This is a genomic window from Microbacterium sp. Se5.02b, assembly GCF_019464375.1.
In the GTDB taxonomy this organism is placed as follows: Bacteria; Actinomycetota; Actinomycetes; order Actinomycetales; family Microbacteriaceae; genus Microbacterium.
This window is the reverse complement of sequence record NZ_CP080491.1, coordinates 2,361,131-2,381,890: the sequence shown is the minus strand read 5'-3', so window position 1 is coordinate 2,381,890 and position 20,760 is coordinate 2,361,131. Positions and strand designations below refer to the sequence as shown.

At 70.0% G+C, this 20,760-nt stretch carries 19 protein-coding genes and 2 pseudogenes; 10 read left to right on the top strand and 11 right to left on the bottom strand.

From position 1 onward, the window contains the following. Window positions 1–3: 3 nt before the first annotated feature. Both K1X59_RS11795 and valS read right to left on the bottom strand, forming a co-directional pair. Window positions 4–219, bottom strand: coding sequence for a hypothetical protein (locus tag K1X59_RS11795; protein WP_183150245.1), 216 nt, complete (start codon window positions 217–219; stop codon window positions 4–6). After that, window positions 219–2,834 carry a valine--tRNA ligase gene (gene valS, locus K1X59_RS11790; RefSeq protein WP_183150244.1) on the bottom strand — a complete coding sequence of 872 codons (2,616 nt, stop codon included), beginning with the start codon at window positions 2,832–2,834 and terminating at the stop codon, window positions 219–221. Before valS ends, K1X59_RS11795 begins: the two co-directional genes overlap by 1 nt. 158 nt (window positions 2,835–2,992) lie before the next feature. Here valS and K1X59_RS22885 point away from each other — a divergent pair. Next, a pseudogene (locus K1X59_RS22885) lies at window positions 2,993–4,038 on the top strand (P1 family peptidase). 38 nt (window positions 4,039–4,076) lie between these two features. Here the strand turns inward: K1X59_RS22885 and K1X59_RS11780 are convergent. From K1X59_RS11780 to K1X59_RS21455, 9 genes are all read right to left on the bottom strand, one after another. Next, window positions 4,077–4,889, bottom strand: coding sequence for a serine hydrolase (locus K1X59_RS11780; RefSeq protein ID WP_220173423.1), 813 nt, complete (start codon window positions 4,887–4,889; stop codon window positions 4,077–4,079). Next, window positions 4,886–5,719 carry a serine hydrolase gene (locus K1X59_RS11775; protein WP_183150243.1) on the bottom strand — a complete coding sequence of 278 codons (834 nt, stop codon included), beginning with the start codon at window positions 5,717–5,719 and terminating at the stop codon, window positions 4,886–4,888. The genes K1X59_RS11780 and K1X59_RS11775 overlap by 4 nt, the downstream gene beginning before the upstream one ends. After that, a complete protein-coding gene (locus K1X59_RS11770) occupies window positions 5,716–6,669 on the bottom strand; it encodes an LD-carboxypeptidase (RefSeq protein ID WP_220173422.1) in 954 nt (317 codons plus the stop codon). Before K1X59_RS11770 ends, K1X59_RS11775 begins: the two co-directional genes overlap by 4 nt. Beyond that, on the bottom strand, window positions 6,666–8,315 hold the full coding sequence (locus tag K1X59_RS11765) for an ABC transporter ATP-binding protein (protein ID WP_220173421.1): 1,650 nt from the start codon (window positions 8,313–8,315) through the stop codon (window positions 6,666–6,668). Before K1X59_RS11765 ends, K1X59_RS11770 begins: the two co-directional genes overlap by 4 nt. A 1-nt stretch (window position 8,316) precedes the next feature. Continuing rightward, complete coding sequence (locus tag K1X59_RS11760; RefSeq protein WP_183150242.1) at window positions 8,317–9,231, bottom strand: ABC transporter permease; 915 nt, start codon at window positions 9,229–9,231, stop codon at window positions 8,317–8,319. Beyond that, the gene (locus tag K1X59_RS11755) at window positions 9,228–10,271 is read right to left on the bottom strand and encodes an ABC transporter permease (protein WP_183150241.1); all 1,044 of its coding nucleotides are present in this window, start codon (window positions 10,269–10,271) and stop codon (window positions 9,228–9,230) included. Before K1X59_RS11755 ends, K1X59_RS11760 begins: the two co-directional genes overlap by 4 nt. Before the next feature lie 72 nt (window positions 10,272–10,343). Beyond that, window positions 10,344–12,176: an ABC transporter substrate-binding protein gene (locus K1X59_RS11750; protein WP_183150240.1), complete on the bottom strand. Its 1,833-nt coding sequence runs from the start codon at window positions 12,174–12,176 to the stop codon at window positions 10,344–10,346. A 288-nt stretch (window positions 12,177–12,464) separates the two neighbouring features. After that, the gene (locus K1X59_RS11745; RefSeq protein ID WP_258566823.1) at window positions 12,465–13,451 is read right to left on the bottom strand and encodes a M20/M25/M40 family metallo-hydrolase; all 987 of its coding nucleotides are present in this window, start codon (window positions 13,449–13,451) and stop codon (window positions 12,465–12,467) included. Next, complete coding sequence (locus K1X59_RS21455) at window positions 13,412–13,585, bottom strand: hypothetical protein (protein ID WP_244631946.1); 174 nt, start codon at window positions 13,583–13,585, stop codon at window positions 13,412–13,414. The genes K1X59_RS11745 and K1X59_RS21455 overlap by 40 nt, the downstream gene beginning before the upstream one ends. Window positions 13,586–13,704: 119 nt before the next feature. Between K1X59_RS21455 and K1X59_RS11740 the strand changes: the two genes are divergently transcribed. From K1X59_RS11740 to K1X59_RS11705, 9 genes and pseudogenes are all read left to right on the top strand, one after another. Next, entirely contained in the window at window positions 13,705–14,385 is a 681-nt protein-coding gene (locus K1X59_RS11740; RefSeq protein WP_220173420.1) for a GNAT family N-acetyltransferase, read from the top strand. Window positions 14,386–14,479: 94 nt separating this feature from the next. Then, entirely contained in the window at window positions 14,480–15,169 is a 690-nt protein-coding gene (locus K1X59_RS11735; protein WP_183150238.1) for a MurR/RpiR family transcriptional regulator, read from the top strand. Further along, entirely contained in the window at window positions 15,166–15,648 is a 483-nt protein-coding gene (locus K1X59_RS21450; RefSeq protein ID WP_258566822.1) for a hypothetical protein, read from the top strand. Before K1X59_RS11735 ends, K1X59_RS21450 begins: the two co-directional genes overlap by 4 nt. Next, a complete protein-coding gene (locus K1X59_RS21445) occupies window positions 15,567–16,313 on the top strand; it encodes an enolase C-terminal domain-like protein (RefSeq protein ID WP_309491574.1) in 747 nt (248 codons plus the stop codon). The genes K1X59_RS21450 and K1X59_RS21445 overlap by 82 nt, the downstream gene beginning before the upstream one ends. Window positions 16,314–16,450: 137 nt before the next feature. Continuing rightward, a complete protein-coding gene (locus tag K1X59_RS11725; RefSeq protein WP_258566820.1) occupies window positions 16,451–17,230 on the top strand; it encodes an aminotransferase class IV in 780 nt (259 codons plus the stop codon). Window positions 17,231–17,248: 18 nt separating this feature from the next. After that, a pseudogene (locus K1X59_RS22880) lies at window positions 17,249–18,342 on the top strand (dipeptidase). 76 nt (window positions 18,343–18,418) lie between these two features. Continuing rightward, window positions 18,419–18,646: a glutamine amidotransferase-related protein gene (locus K1X59_RS11715; RefSeq protein ID WP_202045235.1), complete on the top strand. Its 228-nt coding sequence runs from the start codon at window positions 18,419–18,421 to the stop codon at window positions 18,644–18,646. 214 nt (window positions 18,647–18,860) lie between these two features. After that, window positions 18,861–19,049, top strand: a complete 189-nt coding sequence (locus K1X59_RS11710; protein WP_202045233.1) for a hypothetical protein — start codon at window positions 18,861–18,863, stop codon at window positions 19,047–19,049. Continuing rightward, window positions 19,046–20,569 carry a serine hydrolase gene (locus K1X59_RS11705; protein WP_220173419.1) on the top strand — a complete coding sequence of 508 codons (1,524 nt, stop codon included), beginning with the start codon at window positions 19,046–19,048 and terminating at the stop codon, window positions 20,567–20,569. The genes K1X59_RS11710 and K1X59_RS11705 overlap by 4 nt, the downstream gene beginning before the upstream one ends. Window positions 20,570–20,760: the final 191 nt, after the last annotated feature.

The following is a 20,760-nucleotide window of genomic DNA, read 5'->3' as shown; positions in this document are numbered from 1 at the left end:
AGATCAGTCCTCGAAGGGACGAGCCACGACGTCGCCCGAGGCGGTCTGGAAGACCTCCCAGCCCGCATCGAGCTCGGCGATCGCGCGGCCCTCGAGCCAGGTGAGGGTCCAATGCCCGGTGAGGCCCTTCGACTCCACTTCGGCGATCGCGGGTCGCAGCGATGCGGGGACCGAGGCCGGAGCCTCCGATCCCGTCGCCCACCTCGTGCCGAGCTGCATCAGGAGGCCTCGACCGGGGCGAGCTCGATCGCGGTGACCGCGAACTCCTCGGCCTCGGTGATCTCGAGTTCCGCGATCCGGCCGACCGCGCGAAGATCGTCGGCGGCTGCACGGAGAGCCTCGACCTTCGCGGCCGGAGCCGCGATCGCTGCGCGGGAGACCGGAGTCTTCTGCGAAGCCTTCGCCTCGGTCTTCGCGCGACGGATGCCGATGAGCGCCTCGCTCGCCACCGCCAGCACGGCAGGATCGCCCTCGATGCCGAGCGCCTCCGGCCAGGCGGCGGTGTGCACGGAACCCTCCTCGAACCACGACCAGGCCTCCTCCGTGGCGAAGGAGAGCACCGGCGCGAGCAGTCGGAGCAGCGTGGACAGCGCCAGACGCAGCGCGAGAGCGGCCGATGCCTGCCCCACGTCGGTCTGGTTGTAGGCGCGCTCCTTCACGAGCTCCAGGTAGTCGTCGCAGAACGTCCAGAAGAACGCCTCCGTCACCTCGAGCGCCCGCGCGGCGTCGTAGCGGTCGAAGGCCTTCGTCGCCTCGGCCACCACCGCGTCGAGAGCCGCGAGCATCGAGGCGTCGAGCGCGTGGGTCACCTGTGCACCGGAGGGCACGGGGAAGGACAGCACGAACTTCGCCGCGTTGAGCACCTTGATCGCCAGGCGGCGGCCGATCTTCACCTGCGTCGGGTTCTGCGGGTCGAAGGCCGCGTCCATGCCCAGGCGGCTCGACGCCGCCCAGTAGCGCACCGCGTCGGAGCCGTGGGCGTCGAGCACGTCGGCCGGAGTGACCACATTTCCCTTCGACTTCGACATCTTCTTGCGGTCGGGGTCGACGATGAAGCCGGAGATCGCGGCGTTGCGCCACGGAGCGCGGCCGTCTTCGAGCGTCGAGCGCAGCATCGTGGAGAACAGCCACGTGCGGATGATGTCCTGCCCCTGCGGGCGCAGGTCGAACGGTGCGGTGAGCTGCCACAGCTCCTCGTCGCGCTGCCATCCGCCCGCGAGCTGCGGAGTCAGCGAGGAGGTCGCCCACGTGTCGAGGATGTCGGCCTCGGCGTCGAACCCTCCCGGCACGCCGCGCTGGTCTTCGGTGTAGCCCGCGGGGACATCCGTCGTGGGGTCGATCGGCAGCGCAGCCGCGTCGGGTGTCAGCACCCGCTCGTAGTCGCGGTCGCCGTTGTCGTCGAGGCCGTACCAGAGCGGGATCGGCACGCCGAAGAAGCGCTGGCGTGACACGAGCCAGTCGCCGGTCAGGCCGCCGACCCAGTTCTCGTAGCGCACCCGCATGAAGTCGGGGTGCCACGCGAGCTCCTGCCCGTGGGCGAGGAGCCGATCGCGCAGGTCGCCGTCACGCGCCCCGTTGCGGATGTACCACTGGCGGGTCGAGACGATCTCCAGCGGCCGATCGCCCTTCTCGAAGAACTTCACGGCGTGGTTGAAGGGCTTGCCGACGGCGGTCATGTCGCCGGTCTCCTGCAGCTTCTCCACGATCGCCCTGCGGGCGCTGAACACGGTCTTGCCCGCCACGTTCTCGGCGTACCAGGCGCGCGCGTCGGCGGCGGTCACGATCGACGGGGCCTCGGGGAGGAAACGGCCGTCGAGGCCGATCGCCGTCATGTTCGGCAGGGACTCGCCGGCAGCGGTGCGCAGCTCGCGCCACCAGATGATGTCGGTCACGTCACCGAAGGTGCAGACCATCGCGGCGCCGGTGCCCTTGTCGGGCTGTGCGAGGTGGTGACCGTGGATCTCGATCTCGGCGCCGAAGAACGGAGTGCGCACCTTCGTGCCGATGAGGTGCTTGTGCGGCCCCTCGGGGTGGGTCACGATCGCGATGCAGGCGGGGAGGAGCTCGGGGCGCGTGGTGTCGATCGCGATGGAGCCGGAGCCGTCCGCGAAGGGGAACTCGATGGTGTGGTACGCGGCCTGCTGGTCGCGGTCCTCGAGCTCGGCCTGCGCGATCGCGGAGCGGAAATCGATGTCCCACAGCGTCGGCGCGAGAGCCTGGTACGCCTCGCCGCGCTCGATGTTGCGCAGGAACGCGAGCTGGCTCTGGCGGATCGTGTCGTCGGAGATCGTGCGGTACGTCTGCGTCCAGTCGACGCTGAGTCCGAGCTGGCGGAACAGCGCCTCGAACTGCTTCTCGTCCTCGATCGTGAGGCGCTCGCACAGCTCGATGAAGTTGCGGCGGCTGATCGGCTGCTGGTCGGCGGCGCGGCTCGACTTGTTGTCGCCGCCCTCGAACGGCGGCGTGAAATCGGCGTCGTAGGGGAGCGAGGGGTCGCAGCGCACGCCGTAGTAGTTCTGCACGCGGCGCTCGGTGGGCAGCCCGTTGTCGTCCCAGCCCATCGGGTAGAACACGGTCTTGCCGCGCATGCGCTCATACCGCGCCTTGACGTCGGTGTGCGTGTAGGAGAACACGTGACCGATGTGGAGGCTGCCGGAGGCCGTCGGCGGCGGGGTGTCGATCGAGTACACGCCCTCACGACCGCGCTCGGCGGCGCGCAGACGGTCGAACAGGTACGTGCCCCGCTCCGCCCATGCCGCATCCCACTTCGCTTCGAGGCCTTCGAGTGCGGGCTTGTCGGGAATCGGGTTCTGCGCCGTTTCGGAAGCAGGCATGGAGGTCTCCTCGAGCGATTTATGCGGCACTGTGTGAGCGTGCCTGAGTGTGGGTGGTGCCGCCCAGTCTACCGATCGCCAGGACGGCATGCTCGACCGGCGAGGACCATGCGGCGCGGCGCGGGTGCACGCCGTCGCACGACTGGGAGGATCGGTGCATGACGTCGTCGTCGCCTTCCTCCCGTGCCCGCCTCGCCGACCTCGGCGTTCCCTCCGGAGCCTTCGCGCGCGGTGCGGCGAACGCCATCACGGATGTCGTCGGAGTCCGTGTCGGACACGCCACCGTGCACGGCGACGGCCTCCACACGGGCGTCACGGCCATCGTGCCCGATGCGCTGAGCGCCGAGCGTCGCAGCCTCCCGGCGAACCTCGCGGTCGGCAACGGATACGGCAAGCTCGTCGGCGCCACGCAGCTGCAGGAGCTGGGGGCGATCGAGACCCCGATCCTGCTGACCTCGACGCTCTCGGTCTTCCGTGTCGCCGACGCGTTCCTCGGCCACCTGCTGGCGACTCCCGCCCACGGCGCCACGACGACCCTGAACCCGATCGTCGGAGAGACGAACGACGGTTTCCTGTCGGACATCCGGCGTCGTGCCGTGGGGAGGAGCAGGTCGAACAGGCGCTGGCCTCGGCCTCGACCGGCGCCGTCGCGGAGGGAGGCGTCGGCGCGGGTGCCGGCACGGTCGCGCTGGGGTACAAGGGCGGCATCGGCACGGCGTCACGAGTGCTGATGCTCGACGGAGTGGAGCGCACGGTCGGGGCTCTCGTGCAGACGAACTTCAGCGGGACGCTGCGCATCGCCGGGGTGCCGCTCGCCGCCGAAGAGCTTCTCGCCCGGCCGCCCGCGGTGCCGGTGGGCAATTCCTGCATGATCGTGGTCGCGACGGACGCCCCGGTCGACGGACGTCAACTCGGACGTGTGGCCAACCGCGCCGTGTTCGCCATGCGCGGGGTCGGGGCGGATTATGCGCAGGGCAGCGGCGACTATGCGATCGCGTTCTCGGTGCACGACCTCGTCGAGGCGGGGCCCCTGCCGGACGACGCCCTGTCGCCGCTCTTCGCCGCCACGATGGACGCCGTGGAGGAGGCGCTGATCAACTCGGTCCTCGCCGCGGAGACCACGGTCGGCCCGGAAGGGCGCACCGCTCACGCCGTGCCTCTCGACCTCGTGCGTGAGCGGCTGGCCGCAGCAGGAGTCGTCTGAGGGACGCCGCGTCCTGCGCGATGCGCCGTGTTCCGCGCTCAGCCGATGAGCGCCGTGCGGATGCCGTCGCCGATCGCACGCATCGCGGCGAGTGCCGGACCGCGACCGTCTGCCCCGCTGTCCCACGTGGCGAGCACCGCGTAGGCGATCCTGCGGGTGGGTGACATCACGATCCCGGTGTCGGCGCGGACGCGGGAGATCGTCCCGGTCTTGTTGAGCAGCCAGATGCCGCGGTCGAACCCCCAGTGGGCCAGCGGGTCCAACTCGAAGGCCGACGCGACCATCGACAGGTCCATGCCGGCGCCGAGCCAGCGTCGCAGCGTATCGGCCGACGCCGGCGAGAGATCGGCACCGTCGGCGAGACGCGACATGAAGCGCACGAGTTCCGTGGCGTTCGCGTGCGACAGGGTGCGCGGGGCGCCGGGCGGGATCGGCCAGCGCACGATGTCGTCGAGTGCGGAGGCGGTGTAGCCGAGAGCGCGCGTGTGCTCCTGCACCTGGGGGATGCCGATGACGCGGCCCAGCGTGTTGGTCGCCGCATTGTCGCTCACGGCCCCGATGAGCGCGGCCACATCGTAGAGGGACAGCTCGTCCGCCTGCAGCAGGTACCAGAGGCCGGAGTCCTCGATCGCCTCGACAGGGCGGCGGGTCACGCGGTCTTCGAGCGTGCGTGTTCCCGCGTCGACCTCGCTCAGGAGCCGGTGCAGGAGGAAGATCTTGCCCACACTCGCCGTGTCCTGGACGCGTTCCGGCTCGTGGCGCAGCAGCACCTCGCCCGAGTCGACGTCCTGCACCAGCACCGACCACACGGTGCCGTTCTCGGCGGGCAGCTCCACCTCGATCGCGCTCATCCGGCGGACTCATCCCTGGCACGCGCGGTGACCTGGGCGCGGATGCGTTCGCCGATGGCCCGCATGTCGTCGAGCACCGGTGCGCGGAGGTCGACCGGCGACCCCTTCCAGTTCGCGGCCACCGCGTAGGCGATCGCGGCCTCCGGGCCGCGCAGGAGTCCCACGTCGACGCGCGCGAAGCCCACGCTGCCGGTCTTGTGGCGCAGCACCATGCCCTGGTACTCGGCCTCGACGTGGGCGAGGGGGTCGACGAGGAACGCGTCGGCGGTCATCGAGGTGTCGGTGTCGGCGGCGAGCCAGTCCAGCACGCGCGCGCTCACCGCGGGAGAGAACGCGTCACCGGTGCCGAGGCGTCGCATGACATCGGAGAGCTCGGCCGCAGTGCCGTACGACGGGGTCCAGGGAAGGTCGGGTGTGCGCTCGTTGCGGATGTAGTCGTGCAGCGAGGTCGCGCGATAGCCGAGTGCCGGGGCCACGGCCCGCACCTGATCGAGGCCGCAGAGGTGGATCAGTGCGTTGGTGGCGAGGTTGTCGCTCACGGCGCCGACCAGCAGGGCCGCGTCGTGCACCGTGACGCGCTGGTCCTGCATCCGGTACAGGAGCCCGGAGTCCTCGACTTGGTGCTCGTCGGGGATCTCGATCCGGTCGTCGGATGAGAAAATGCCGTCCTCGAGCCGCCTGGCGACCTCGAGGAGCAGGAAGATCTTGCCGATGCTCGCGGTCTCGCACTGCGTGTGAGGGTCGTGCTCGGCCAGGGTGTCTCCGGTGTCCGCATCCAGCAGTCGCACCGACCATGTGACGCGCGGATCGAGGGGCGGCAGGGTGATCATGCGGTGAGCCCGACGGTCAAGCGCGGCGCATCGCCGGTCGCATCCAGCACCCCGTCCACGCCGAGCGGGATCGTCAGCGCGTTCGGGTCGTGCCCGAAGCCCTGCTCCCAGAGCACAGGTACACCCGCATCCGCGAACTCCTCGCGCATCAGCGCGTGCACGAGCTCCAGGTCTCCGCACTCGTGCCAGGAACCGAGCACCACGCCGGTCGCCTGCGCCAGGCGCCCCGCCCGCCGCAGCTGGGTCACGAAGCCGTCGAGCCGGTATGGCTCCTCGGTGATGTCTTCCAGGAACAGGATGCCGGGTGCCGCAACGCCCGCCTCCGGTGCTCCGAGCCCGGCCGCGAGCAGGCTGAGGTTGCCACCGGTGAAGCGGCCCTCGGCCCGGCCCTGGGTCATGATCTCGGTCTTCGGGCCGATGAGCTCGCGTGCGCGCCAGGGCTCGAACAGCCACCGCTGCACGTCGTCGCGCACCTGCTCGGAGTCGCGGAACACGTTGTTGCCCGCCATCGGGCAGAACAGGGTCGCGATGTCGAGGTGCGCGCGCCACGTCTCGTGCAACGCGGTCACGTCGGATGAGCCCGTCAACAGCTTGGGTCGCCCGTCGCGACGGAGAGCGCCGCGACGCATGTCGGTCCAATCGATGCCGTCGAGCAATCGCAGCGCACCGTATCCGCCGCGCGCCGCGATGACCGCGTCGACATCCGGATCGGTCCACGCGGCGACGAGGTCGGCGCGACGCAGGTCGTCGGGGCCGGCGAGGTACGACGCGCGGGGATGGGGCGTGAGGACATGCTCTCCGACGCGGACCTTCAGGCCCCAGGACTCGTAGTACCCGACGGCGCGCTGCGTGTTCTCCTCGTTGCCCGGCCCGGACGGCGACACGATGGCCACCGTGTCGCCGGGCTGCAGGGGCGCCGAGTCGAGGTAGGGCGAGACCGTGCCGCTCACGCCGACTTCTCCTCGATACGGGGCGCCGCCGACAGCAGGTGCTTGGTATAGGCGTGCTGCGGGTTCAGGAGGACCTCTTCGGTGCTGCCGTGCTCGACGATCTCCCCGTGGTACATCACCGCCACGCTGTGCGCGATGTTCCATGCGAGGCCGAGGTCGTGCGTGATGACCAGGGCGGAGAGGCCGAGGCGACGACGAAGGTCGAGCAGGAGGCCGAGGATCTCACCGCGCACCGAGGCATCGAGAGAAGCGACCGGTTCGTCGGCGATCAGCATCTGAGGCTGCACGGCGAGCGCGCCGGCGATCACGACGCGTTGCCGCTGACCCCCGCTGAGCTCCTGCGGGATGGCCCCGAAGTAGCGCTCCGGCGGAGTGAGCTCGGCATCGGCCAGGCTCTGCGCCACGCGCTCGCGCTCATCGCCGGCGAACCGCTGCACGCGAAGCCCTTCGGCGACGGACTCGTACACGCTGTGCTTGGGGTTCAGAGCCGCCCACGGGTCCTGCAGCACGAGCTGCACCTGCGAGCGGAACCGGGCGAGTCCGCGTCCCTTGGTCGGGATGGGCGCACCGTCGAACAGGATCTGCGATCCCGGGTCTGCGGGTTGCAGGCCCATGAGAGCGCGCGCGAGCGTCGACTTCCCCGACCCGGACTGCCCGACGAGGGCCACGATCTCGCCCTTGCGCACCGAGAGGTCGACGTCGCGCACCGCGTGCACGGGCCTGCCGCCGGACCGGTAGGTGACGTTGACGCCCCTCGCCTCCAGGAGCACCTCGTCTTCGTGGGCGATCTCGGGCACCTCCTCGGCACCGCGGCCGTGCCGGGTGACCGGCGCCATCCGTGATGCCGGGTCACCGATGGTCGGGAAGGCGTCGGCGAGCTGGCGGGTGTACGCCTGCACGGGAGTCGTGCACACCGCGTAGCTCTCGCCGACCTCCACGAGCTCGCCGTCGCGCATGATCGCGATGCGGTCGCAGGCCGTCGCGAGCACGGAGAGGTCGTGACTGATCATGAGCATGGAGATGCCGCGCTCCGACACGAGCCGGGAGATCATGTCGAGGATCTGCTTCTGCACGATCACGTCCAGCGCGGTGGTCGGCTCGTCCGCGATGATGACCTCGGGGTCGCACGCGAGCGCCATGGCGATCATCACGCGCTGCTTCTGCCCTCCGGAGAGCTCGTGCGGGTACGACTCCGACTTCTGCGCCTGGAGGTCGACGATGTCGAGCAGCTCGAGGGCGCGTTCCTTGCGCGCATTCTCGGTCTTCCACCGATCGCCGGCGTGCAGCTCGAGCGCTTCGAGGAGCTGCCATCCGACGGTGCGCACGGGGTTGAGCGAGTGCATTGCGCCCTGGAACACGATCGAGGTCTTCGCCCAGCGCACCGCCCGCAGCTGTCCGAACGAGAGCGTCGCCACATCCTGGTCGCCGAGCAGCACGCGGCCGCTCAGCGTCGCGTTGCGGGGCAGCAGCCGCAGCACGCTCATGGCCAGTGTGGACTTGCCAGAGCCGGACTCGCCGGCGATGCCGAGGGTCTGGCCGGCGGGGAGCGTCAAGGAGACGTTGCGCACGGCGGCGACCTCGTCACGCCCCGAACGGCCGGAGGTGCGGTACGTGACGGAGACGTCGTCGAAGGTCAGATCGGGCATCTCAGCGGCTCCTCAGCGTCGGGTTGGTGATGTTCTCGACGGCGCGGCCCATCAGGGTGAACGACAGCACCACCAGGACGATCGCGACACCAGGGACGAGCACGTACCACCAGTACCCGCTCGTCGCGGCGGAGACGTCCATCGCGTTCTTCAGGATCGAGCCCCAGGACTGCAGGGTGGTGTCTCCGAGGCCGAGGAACGCCAGAGTCGACTCGGAGATGATCGCCGACCCCACGGTGAGCGTGGTGTTGGCGAGCACGAGCGGCAGCACTCCCGGGAGCAGATGCTTCATGATGATGTGCCAGTGCCCGGCGCCGAGGGCCCGGGAGCGCTCGATGTAGTCGCGCGACTCGACGGACAGCGTCTGGGCGCGCACCACCCTGGCCGTGCCGGCCCACGACGTGAGTCCGATGGCGATGATGATCGTCCAGACGCCGCGGCTCAGCACCGACGACAGCACGATGGCGAGGATCAGCGACGGCAGCACGAGGAAGAAATCGATGATGCGCATCATCAGGCCGCCGAAGAACCCGGTGAAGTGTCCCGCGGCGATGCCCACCAGGGTGCCGATGATCATCGACATCGCGGTGGCGGCGAGACCGACGAGCAGGGACACGCGCGCCCCCCAGACCATGCGCACCCAGATCTCGCGACCCTGATGATCGGTGCCGAGAGGGTGCTCCCACGAGGGCGGGGCGAATCGCTGCACGTCGACGAGCTTCGTCACGTCGAGCATGCTCGCGGGGGCGATCACCGGGGCGAAGATCGCGACCAGCGCGACGACGGTCAGGAAGACGAGCCCGACCATGCCCGCTCTGTGGTGGGCGAACTGGCGGCAGAAGTCGGCGAAGGCCGCACGGCGACGGTGCCAGGCCAGGGCTCTGGGTGAACGGATGGTCGGGGATGCCGTGGTCATGCGCGCCTCACCCTCGGGTCGAGCTGACGGTAGATGAGGTCCGCGACGAGGTTCATCGCGATGATGATGGTCGAGAACACCACGAAGGTGCCCTGCAGGAGGGGGAGATCCGGTCCTGAGATGGCTTCGAACGTGAGCTTGCCGAGACCGGGCCACGAGAACACGGTCTCGACCGTGACCGCGCCGGCGATCAGACCGCCGATGTGCATGAACACGAGGGTGACCGTGGGCAGCAGGGCGTTCGGCACCGCGTGGCGTCGGCGCACGAGGTCTTCGCGGAGGCCCTTGGCGCGGGCGGTGGTGAGGTAGTCGGCGCCCATCTCCTCGAGCAGGGAGCTGCGCATGACCATGAGGTACTGCGCGTACACGACCGCGACCATCGTGATCACCGGTAGGACCATGTGCGAGATGACGTCGAGCACCGCGCCGACCGGATCGGTGGGCGGGTTGGGGGAGACCATGCCGCCCGTGGGGAACCAGTGCAGCGTCCCGCCGAAGATCATGAGCAGCAGCAGAGCGAGCCAGAACGTCGGGACCGACCAGAACACGAGCGAGGTGCCCGAGACGATGCGGTCGAACGTGGAGCCGTGCTTCCACGCCGCCTTCTGGCCCAGCCAGAGGCCGAGGGCGATGGCGATGACGGCCGCGGTGCCCGTGAGCAGGATCGTGTTCCAGAAGTAGTCGCCGATGAGCTCGGACACCGACGTGCGGTAGACGTAGCTCGTGCCGAAGTTCAGGGTGAACACGTTGCCCAGGTAGTCGAAGAACTGCTGCCACAGGGGCTTGTTCAGACCGAGCTGCTCGCGGAGCTGTGCGGCCTGCTCCGCGCTCATGCCGCGTTCGCGAGCGATCGACGCGACCGGGTCGCCCGGCAGGATCTTGAAGGCGAAGAATCCGAGCAGGATGACCATAGCGAGGCTGATGGCTGCGCCGCCGAGCTTGACCAGGACGTAGCGGAGGGCGCCGACGCCCTTGGGCTGCTCCTCGGCCGCAGCGCTCGTGGCTATGGCGGAGGTGGATGGGGGAACCGCGTTGGACATGGGGGTCTCCTTACAGCGGACCGGGAGACGCCGCGGGGGCGGTTGCCCGCCACCCGCGGCGTCTCGCTGGGCTCATTCGACGTCGGCGATGTTGCGGCGTCGGATCAGGAAGAAGACCAGTCCTCCGATGAGGACCACTCCCACCACGATGCCTCCGATGATGAGTCCGGTGTTGGTGCCGGTGCCGCCGGCGGTCGCGCCCTCGACGGGCTCGACCGTGAGGTATCCCCAGTACCCGGCCTGGTTGGCGATGATGCCGCCGTCCTTGGGCTGGAGCGTGAACCCGGTGAAGCGGTCGGAGCGGTAGGCCTCGAGCGAGTTCGCGTACCAGGTGGCGACCTGTGCCGTGTCGGTGTAGTTCAGCGCGAGCATGTCGTGGACGATCTCCTGGCGCTTCTCCTCGTCGGTCTCGGAGCGCTGCTGGGCGTACATCTCGTCGAACTCGGGGTTGCAGTAGCCGTCCTGCGTCGTGCCGCCGGTCCCATCGGTCGCGGTCGGGAGGTTCATGCAGGTGTTGATGCCGAGCTGGTAGTCCGGGTCGGGGTTGACAGACCATCCGCTGAAGTACAGGTCGTAGTCACCGGAGGTGGCCTTCGCGCTGATCGTGTCGGAGTCGGTCGATTCGACCGTGATCTCGATGCCGATGTCCTTCATCCACGGGACGAAGAAGTCGGCGATGGACTGCTCGTTGGAGTCGTCGGCGTCCGTCAGCAGTCGCAGTGCGAGGCGCTGTCCGTCCTTCTCGCGGATGCCGTCCGCTCCGGCGGTCCATCCCGCGTCTTCGAGCGTGGCCATGGCCGCCTCGGGGTCGAAGCCGACGATCACGTCGTCATCGTCGGACAGGTGCCACTTCGGGAACGACGCGGGGATGAAGCTCGTCGCCAGGACGCCCTCGCCGGTGAGGACCTTGTCGAGCAGCGTCTTGGTGTCGGTGCCGAGGCGGATGGCCTGACGCACCTCGAGCTCCTTCAGGGCCGCGTTGCCCGTGCCGTAGGGCACGTTGTCCCGGGTCTGCTGGCCGACGTTGATGCTGATCGAGTGGTAGCGGCGGCCTTCGCCGGAGTGCGTCGTGATGCCGTCGACGCCGTCGAGCGCCTCGAACTGGGTCGGCGTGAGGCCGGTGACGAGGTCGACGTCTCCCGCCTTGAGCGCCTGCACCTGCGCGTCGGAGTTCGTGTAGTACACGTACTGGATGGCGTCGATCTTGGGGGCGCCGCGCCAGAAGTTCTCGTTCGCCTTGAGGGCGATCGACTGGTTGGCGGAGTAGCTGTCGAGGAGGAACGGGCCGGAGCCGACCACGTCGGAGTCGTTCGCGAACGTCGTGGGGTCGTCGACGGCCTCCCAGATGTGCTTCGGCACGATGGGGATCTCCGAGCCGGGGTTCGGCGCCTGCGGGGTCTTCAGCGTGATGACGACGGTCTTGTCGTCGGGGGTCTCGACGGTGTCGAAGTTGGAGACCAGGTTGCCGTTCGCGGTGCCGAGGGCCGGAACGGTCATCATCTGCTCGTACGTGTACTTGACGTCGGCGGAGGTGATCGGTTCCCCGTCCGACCACACCAGGTCGTCCTGCAGCGTGAAGGTCCACGTCTGTCCGCCGTCCGTGGGCTCCCACGAGTCGGCGAGGCCCTTCGTCGGCGATCCGTCCTCGGCGTCGTTCTGCACGAGGGATTCGTAGACGTAGCGGATGATGTTCGTCGGCGTCAGGTAGATCGAGATGAACGGGTTGAACGTGTCGACGAACCCCGACGTCGCGATCCGCAGTGTGGTCTCGGACGCGGGGGATTCGGTGGCCGCGCTCACCGACTGCGCCTGGGCGGCGCCGGCGGGAACGGCGATGAGGAGCGCGGAGGCGATCGCGGCGGCGGTCAGACTTCGCGCAGTTCTGGAGCGGGGGGCAAGACGCATGGAAGAAGTCCCTTCGGGCGCCGCCCGGATCCACTGTGAAGCCGGGTCGGTGCAGACCATGCAAGCGGAAGACGGCCTCTGGGTCAAGGGATCTGATGCGTATCGCCCAAGAAAAATCGAAAGAAGGCGACGAGATGCGCATGGATCATGCGGTGTAACACAGCGGAAACACGCGGATGGAAGGATGCGCGACACGAACACCTGAGCAGGAAAGCGCAGACGATGAGACCGACATCCGGAACGTATCCCTGGAAGCGGAGCCCGGGCGCGCGAACGGGAAGCGTATCGTCACACCGCGGGGATCGTGAGCACGGCGCGCAGGAGATCGATGCGTTCCCGCAGAGCGGATCCCAGGAAGTGCTCGTCCACGGCATGGGCGCCGCCGCCGCGGGGGCCGAACCCGTCGACCGTCGGCAGGCCGAGGGCTCCCAGGAGGTTGGTGTCTCCCGCTCCCGCTGCCGGACGCCCCGTGATCCGTTGTCCGAGGCCGTCGCCGACCGCGGCGATCCGATCGAGCAGAGCGGCGTCGTCCGGCGATGCCTGCCAGGCGGGCCGCGCGCTGAGCACGTCGACGGCGACGATCGCCCCGTCGCGCACGGGCGTCAGCGCGCTGAGGGCGCGAAGCACCGCCGCTTCGGTGGCGGGGTCGGTGAACCGGAGACCGATCTCGGCCGCCGCGTGCGCTGGCACGACGTTGGTGCGCGCTCCGCCCGCGATCGTCCCGACGTTGCTCAGCACGGGGCCGGGCAGGCCGGGGTCGGAGACGATCTCCCGAATCCGCAGCAGCTGGTCGACGAGCTCGTCCACCGCGGAGATGCCGTGCTCGGGGTCGAGCGCGGCGTGCGCAGCACGTCCGGTCACGGTGAGTCTGACGCGGGCGCTGCCGCGGCGGCCGACCTTGAGCGCCCCGTCGGGGTGCGGCGACTCGAACCCGATGGCGGCGGCGGCCCCATGTGCACGCTCGGCGAGCAGCGGGCCCGACTCCGGGGATCCGATCTCCTCGTCCGCGACGAGGACGACGCGGACCGCTCGTCGGCGATCGAGGGGCAGGGGCTGCAGCGCCCGCAGTGCTTCGAGCATCACGACGATTCCGGCCTTCATGTCGTAGGCGCCCGGTCCGCGCACGACATCGCCGTCGACCGACCAGGGCACGTCGCCTTCGAGCGTGCCGAGGGGCCAGACGGTGTCGGTGTGTCCGATGAGCAGCACCGGTGCGCCGGTTCCCGGCACGTCGATCACGAGATCGACCCCGGCGGCGGTGGGCGCCTGGTGCACGGCGCCCCCACCTCGCCGAACCAGCCCGCGAGGAGGTCGGCGATACGCGCGCTCGCGGCCGAGTCTCGGCTCGGCGTCTCGAGGAGCACGAGTTCCCGCACGAGTGCGATGATGTCGTCAGAAGTGTCGCCCATTGCACGATCCGCCGGATAAGTCGTCACGGTTACGAACCGTATCTGCCTCTTGATTGCACCGCAACCCGCCGATAACATCGCTCAGAGCAACAGAACTCGTCGATCTTAGGAAACGTATCGTGCCTCATTCCTCGGTGGCCGCCGACGCAGGCGTCGGCTTCGGCTGCCGCGACCTCACCCAGTACACGGAGTTCCGAGAGGCGTCGGCGCTGTATGCGCGGGTGTTCGCCTACACCGAGAGCGAATACGCGCTCAACGCCAATCTGCTCACCGCACTGGCGCGCAACGGCGGGTCGGCGGTCGGCGCGTTCACGGACGACGGCGCCCTCATCGGGTTCGCGTACGGCTTCGCCGGATGCGACGGCCGCGGCGACGTGTTCCATTACTCCCAGGCCGCCGCGGTCGACGAGGGGCACCAGGGGAGAGGGGTCGGCCAGGCGCTCAAGCAGGCCCAGCGCGAGGTGGCTTTGCGCTGGGGACAGCGGAGCATGCGCTGGACCTTCGATCCGCTGCTGGCCCGGAACGCGCATTTCAACCTGAACTCCCTCGGGGCGGTGGGCATCGCGTTCGAGCGCGACTACTACGCTCGCCCGGACACCGACCGCCTCGTGGTCGCCTGGGACCTCGCCGCCGAGCCTCCCGTGCGCTCCGCCCCGGTGGTCCCGCCCGCGCTCGGTCGTGACGACTGGGGGCGCGCGCTCGACATCGACGATGCCACCTGGATCGCCATCCCCGCGCGGCCCGAGAACTCCGTGCCGGGGAACGAGACGCGCTGCGATCCGACCTCGACCGGGCGATGAGCGATGTCTTCCGCCGCGGCGGAGTGCTGGTCGCCGCAGCACGCATCGATGACGACACGGCCGCCTACCGCGCGATACCAGGGGAGAGCACGACATGAGCGATCAGAATCACGAGGACCGCGATCTCGTCTCGCCGCGGGACCGCTTCGGCGAGCGCATCCGCACCAACCTCTCGGCGGAGAGCATCCAGGCGCGCATCATCGAGACCGAGCAGCGCTCGCTCGCGCAGACCTTCGAGGAGCTGAGCCGTTCGGCCCAGGTGCCGCAGGCGGCTGCGTTGCTGCTGGGTGCTCGACGCCGGTACATCGCGGGCGAGGGGAAGGCAGCCGCCTATGCCCAGCTGCTCAACGCCGATCTGTCGGCGACGTTGTCGAACGTGTTCCTGGTCGACGGCCACGCTCTGCAGCCGCTCACGGTCTTGACCGACGTGCGGTCCTCCGACGTGCTCATCGCGTTCTCCCTGCGCCGCTATCGCGAGGAGACCGTCCGCCTCGGGCGTCTGTTCCACGAGGCAGGCGGACAGCTCGTCGTCATCACCGACAGCGAGGACGCGCCGCTCGCGTCGATAGCGACATCGCTGATCCGCGTGCGCACAGGATCGGCCTCGTACGCGGATTCGCCGACCCCGGTGGCCGCCGTGTGCCACCTGCTGAGCGCCCTGACGACCGCGAGTGCGAAGGGGGCACGTCGGAGGTTGGCCGAGCGCGACCGTCTGGTCGCCCGCCTGGGACTCTACGGGCCGGAGCAGCCGCGGCCGCGAGCCGACGGGGAGGTCGACGCGTGAGGATCGAACGGATCCGGTTGTTCGTGCTGCGCCAGGACCTGCGCCACAGCTTCGAGACGAGCTCGCATCGCAAGTCGGGCATCGAGCACATCCTCGTCGAGCTGACGGATGCCGATGGACGGACAGGCTGGGGCGAGGTCGCCGCACCGAGCGACCCGTACTTCGGCGCGGAGACCACGGTCACGGCATGGGAGATCGCCACGCGCTACCTCGTCCCCGCCCTGCTCGGCGCCGAGGGAGAGGAACCCGCCGACCTGGAGGCCGTGTGGGATCGGATCCGCGGTCATGAGTTCGCCAAGGCAGGCTTCTCGGGCGCGGTGTGGGATCTGTACTCCCGCGCCAGGGGCTCGCGCTCGCCGCGGCCCTCGGCGGCACGCGCAGCGAGGTCGTCGCGGGTGTGTCGCTCGGGATCGAGCCGTCGATCGACGACCTGCTCGCGCAGGTGGAGGTCCAGCGAGCGGCGGGGTATCCGCGCGTGAAGCTCAAGATCGCGCCGGGGTGGGACGTCGAGCCGGTACGCGCCGTGCGCGCAGCGCATCCCGACCTCGACCTGCACGTCGACGCGAACGGCGCCTACCCGGACGATGCGGACTCGGCCGCGGTGTTCGCCCGCCTCGACGGCGAGGGGCTGACGATGATCGAGCAGCCGTTCGGGCCGCGCGAGTTGGTCGCGCACGCCGCGCTGCAGGCGCGCATCGGCACGGATGTGTGCCTCGACGAGTCGGTCGTCGCGCTGGGCGATCTGCGTTCGATGATCCGCCTGGGGGCCGGCCGCGTCCTCAACATCAAGGTCTCGCGGATGGGTGGTCTGAGCGTGGCCCGTGCAGCGCATGACATCGCGGTCGACGCCGGCATCCCGGTCTGGTGCGGGGGCATGCACGAGTTCGGGGTCGGGAGGGCCGCGAACGTCGCGATCTCGTCGCTGCCGGGCTTCCTGCTCCCGTCCGATGTCTCCGGGTCCGACAAGTACTACGCCGCCGACATCGTCGACCCGCCGGTGCGCGCGGAGTCGGGCCGTGTGAGTGTGCCCCAGGGGCCGGGCATCGGGCACGAGGTCCTCGTCGAGCGCATCGAGCGCGAGTCGTCTCGCACCTTCGACACCGCAGCGACCCACGTCCACGGCTCCGCCCTCGCGCGCGGCTGACGCCTCTTCTCTCCGGAACGGAATCCCATGCGCGCACTGCTGCTGTACCGGCTCGACCTTTCGGGCACGGCGTCCGTCGCGGACAGCATCCACCCCGTCGATCCTCGCGAGCCGATCGTGCGGGCGACGGACCTCGGGTGAACCGCGGTGATGGCGTGTTCGAGACGGCCGTCGTGCGGCACGGCAGACCGCAGGCCCTCGAGGCGCACCTCGCCAGACTCGAGCGCTCCGCGGCTCTTCTGGAGCTGCCGTCGCCGCGGCTCGACCTGTGGCGGACGGCGGTGCTGCGGGCCGCCGCCGCGGTCTCGGAGCCCGACGTGCTGCAGGCGGGCGAGCGGGCATCGATCAAGTTCGTGATGACGCGCGGCGACGAGATCGACCGCGCCGCTCCGACCGGGTGGGTGCTCGGCTTCGCGGGCAACGACCCCTCGGCGGTCAGGGCGACGGGGACCCGTGCCGTCGTGCTCGATCGGGGCTACCGGCACGATGTGATGCAGACCTCGCCGTGGCTGCTGCAGGGTGCGAAGTCGCTCGCGTACGCGGTGAACGAGGCTGCACTGCGGGAGGCGGCACGCCGCGGCGCCGACGATGTCGTCTTCATCAGCAGCGACGGGTTCGTGCTGGAGGGTCCGCGCTCGACACTGATCGCGCGTATCGACGGGCGGCTCGTGACACCGCCGCCGGAGTTCGGCGTGCTCCCCGGCACGACCCAGGCCGACGTCTTCGAGGGGATCGCCGATCTTTCCGTCGGCACGGCGGCGCTCGTGCGGGAGGATCTGGATCGGGCGGATGCCCTGTGGTTGTGCTCCAGCACGCGCGGTGCCGTTCCCGTGCGGGAGCTCGACGGCGTGGCGTGGACGTGGGACCTCGCGCTGACGGCGCGGATGAACGCGGTGCTGGATGCACGCGAGGACTGACCGGAAGGTGTGGAGCAGATGATCGACGGCGTGATCGACGGACACAACGACCTGGCGTGGGCGAGCAGGACGCTCCTCGGCTATCGCGTGGCGGAGCTCGGCGGCGACGTGCCGACGACGCAGACCGATCTGCCGAGGCTCACGCGCGGCGGAGTGGCCGGTCAGTTCTGGTCGGTCTGGGTCGACCCCGTGCTGGAGGGCGCGGAGCAGGTCGTGGCCACGCTCGAGCAGATCGACTTCGTGCGCCGACTGGTCGACGCGCATCCGGAGCGGTTCGCGTTCGCCCGGACGGCCGCAGACGCGCGTGCAGCCATGAGGGACGGTCGGATCGCCTCTCTGATCGGCATCGAGGGCGGCGATCAACTGGGCGGTTCGCTGGCGGTGCTGCGGCAGTTCGCCCGACTCGGGGCGCGGTACATGACGCTCACCTGGTCGCGGACGATCCCCTGGGCGGACTCCGCGACGGACGAGCCGCGGCACGGGGACTCACGGCCTTCGGGCGTGAGGTGGTTCGCGAGATGAACCGCATCGGGGTGCTGGTCGACCTCTCGCATGTGGCCCCGACCACGATGCGCCATGCACTCGAAGAGACGACGCGCCCCGTGATCGTCAGCCACTCGGGAGCGCTGGCGCTGTGCGATCACCCCCGCAACGTCCCCGACGACGTCCTCGCCGCGATCGGCGCGCAGGGCGGGGTCGTCATGGTCCCGTTCGTCCCGACCTTCCTCTCCCAGGCCCGCCGTGACTGGTGGGAGGCCGGGGGCGAGGGAGACGCCCCGCGTGTCGGGGTGCGCGACGTGGCCGATCACCTCGACCACATCCGCAGGGTGGCCGGGGCGCACGCGGTCGGGATCGGCGCGGACTACGACGGCTCCGACGCGATGCCGGAGGGACTCGCAGACGTGTCGGGGTATCCGACGCTGTTCGCGGAGCTGCGCACGCGCGGATGGTCGGAGGCGGACCTCGCCGGCCTCGCCAACGAGAACGTGCTGCGTGTGCTCGCGGCGTCCGACCAGGACCACGAGGCGTTCCTCGCAGGGACGGCCGGGGAACCCGCACCCGCGGCGCTCACTCCTGCCGTCGACACGACCGCTCGCGAGGGAGCGCTGTGAGCGCGCGTGTTCTCGTCGTCGTCAACTCCGCAGCCTCGGGGCCGCGCCGACTGGGGACCTGGCTCGCCGATCGGGGGTGACGGTCGAGGCGGTCGTCGGTGCGCAGCAGGAGCTCCCCTCGTCGCTCGAGGCATATGCCGGGCTGGTGCTCCTCGGCGGCGGCCTCATGCCGGACGACGACGACCGCGCCCCCTGGCTCGCTGCGGAGCGCGCACTCGCGGCGGAGGCGATCGATCGCGATCTCCCCACGCTGGGCATCTGCCTCGGCGGACAGCTCCTCGCCCACGTGGCGGGGGAGAGGTGAAGGCGAAGACCGGACCGGTCGAGCGGGGCGCGACGCGCATCCACCCCACGACGGCCGGAGGAGAGGACGCGGTCCTCTCGGTGCTCGGCGACGGTGCCCCCATGATCGAGAACCACCAGGACATGATCACGCGCCTCCCCCGGATGCCGTACTTCTCGCTTCGAGCGATGTCGTCGAGAACCAGGCGTTCCGGCTCGGGGCGCACGTCAGGGGCGTGCAGTTCCACCCCGAGGCCTCCGCCGCAGACCTCGCCCGCTGGGACGACGCGGCTCTGCGCGGCGAAGGCCGATCGCTGCCCGACCTCATCGCCGCCGCCGAGCGCGTCGACCCGCACAACACGGCGGCGAGTCGTGGCCTCGTCGATGCCTTCGCCGACGAGGTGCTCTCCGGGGTCGGCGCATGACCGCGGACGGCGGCTCCTCTGCGGTGACGGCGGTGGCGGACGATGTGCTCGACAGCGTCCTCGACGCCCGGGCTCGGCGCGTCGCGCCCGCGTCGATCGTGGCCGTGTGCGAACGCGGAGAGGTCCGCGGTGTGCACACGTACGGGCACCCGCGCGGCGACGACGGCTCGACCACGCGCGACACCGTGTTCCGGATCGCCTCGATGTCGAAGAGCTTCCTCGCTGCGACCGTGCTCGCGCTGCGCGACCGCGGGCTGCTCGACCTGCAGGCGCCGATCACGGAGTATGTGCCGGATGTGCGGGCACGGTATCGAGGAGACTCCGCCGTGCTGACCGGTGAACTCCTGCTGTCGAACCGCTCGGGGCTGGGGGAGGACAACGCCTGGGTCGATCGACACCTCGGTGCGACGCGCGAGGACATCGCCGCGGTCTTCGCCGAAGGCGTGCTCCTCGCCGCCGCGCCCGGCACGACGTATCAATACTCCAACCTCGGACAGTCGCTGCTCGGCAGGGCGGTCGAAGTCGTCACCGGTCGTGCCGTGGAAGACGTCGTACGCGACACGCTGATCGTGCCGCTCGGACTGCACCGCACGGCGCATGCGCCTGACCCATACCGTGCCGAGGACCTCGCGGGCGGATTCCGCACCTTCGACGACGGCGCGACCTTCCTCCCCGAGCCCTTCGTCGGTTCCGGTGCGCTGGGCTGCATCGGCAGCATGTTCAGCACGGTCGACGACATCGCGACCTGGATGTGGTTCCTCGGCTCGGCCTTCACCGACGGGCCCCTGGCCCCGGAGGTGCTGGCGCCGGCGTCGCGGCGGGAGATGCAGCAGCCGCGGACGCCCATCCCTGTGCCGTCGGCGATGTTCGACGGGCGCGACCTCGCGGGAGCGGGCTACGGCTACGGACTCTTCGTCGAGGAGGACCGCCGTTTCGGCCGCGTGGTGCAGCACTCGGGAGGCCTTCCCGGGTTCTCCGCGCACATGCGGTGGCACGCGGCGACCGGTACGGGGGTCGTGGCCTTCGGCAACTCGGACGAGTTCGCGGCACGAAGGGTCGCGGGTGCGGCGCTTCAGGCCGTGCTCGAGCGCACCGAGGCGCCGTCAGCGGTGGTGCACCCCTGGACGGAGACGGTGCGAGCCGCACAGGCCATCGATGCCGCGATGCTCGACGGGCTGTCTGCGGCGGAGTATCCGTTCCTCGCCGAGCACGTGCTGCAGGATGTGCCGGCGAAGGTGCGCGATGCGCGGCTGGCGGCACAGCAGGCAGAGGTCGGTGGCGTGCGGGCGCACCAGCCGCCCTTCGCCGAGCGCGTGGTCACCGCGGCGAACGAGGCCGAACTGCGTTGGCGGATCCGCGGAGAGCGCGCGGACCTCCGCGTCGAGGTGCGGCTGGTGGGCATCGCCGCGCCCCTCGTGCAGAGCGTGAGCGTCGTGGTCGTCGGTTCCGGCGAGCGCCTGACAGCGGATGAGCTTCCGGCCGCCGCTGATCACCATCGCGTGGTGCTGCCGACCAGGTGAGTGGAGCGGGACAGGGGCTCGTCGCTTTTCGACCCCGTCCAAGAAATGCCCATAGACTGGAGGCATCCCGACCGCTTTCTGAGGAATCGTCATGCCCGCAAAACCCGTGCGTCGTCTCCTGCCCTTCGCCGCGCTCGCCGCAGCCAGTGCCCTCGTGCTCAGCGCATGCGCTGCTCCCGGCTCGCAAGACG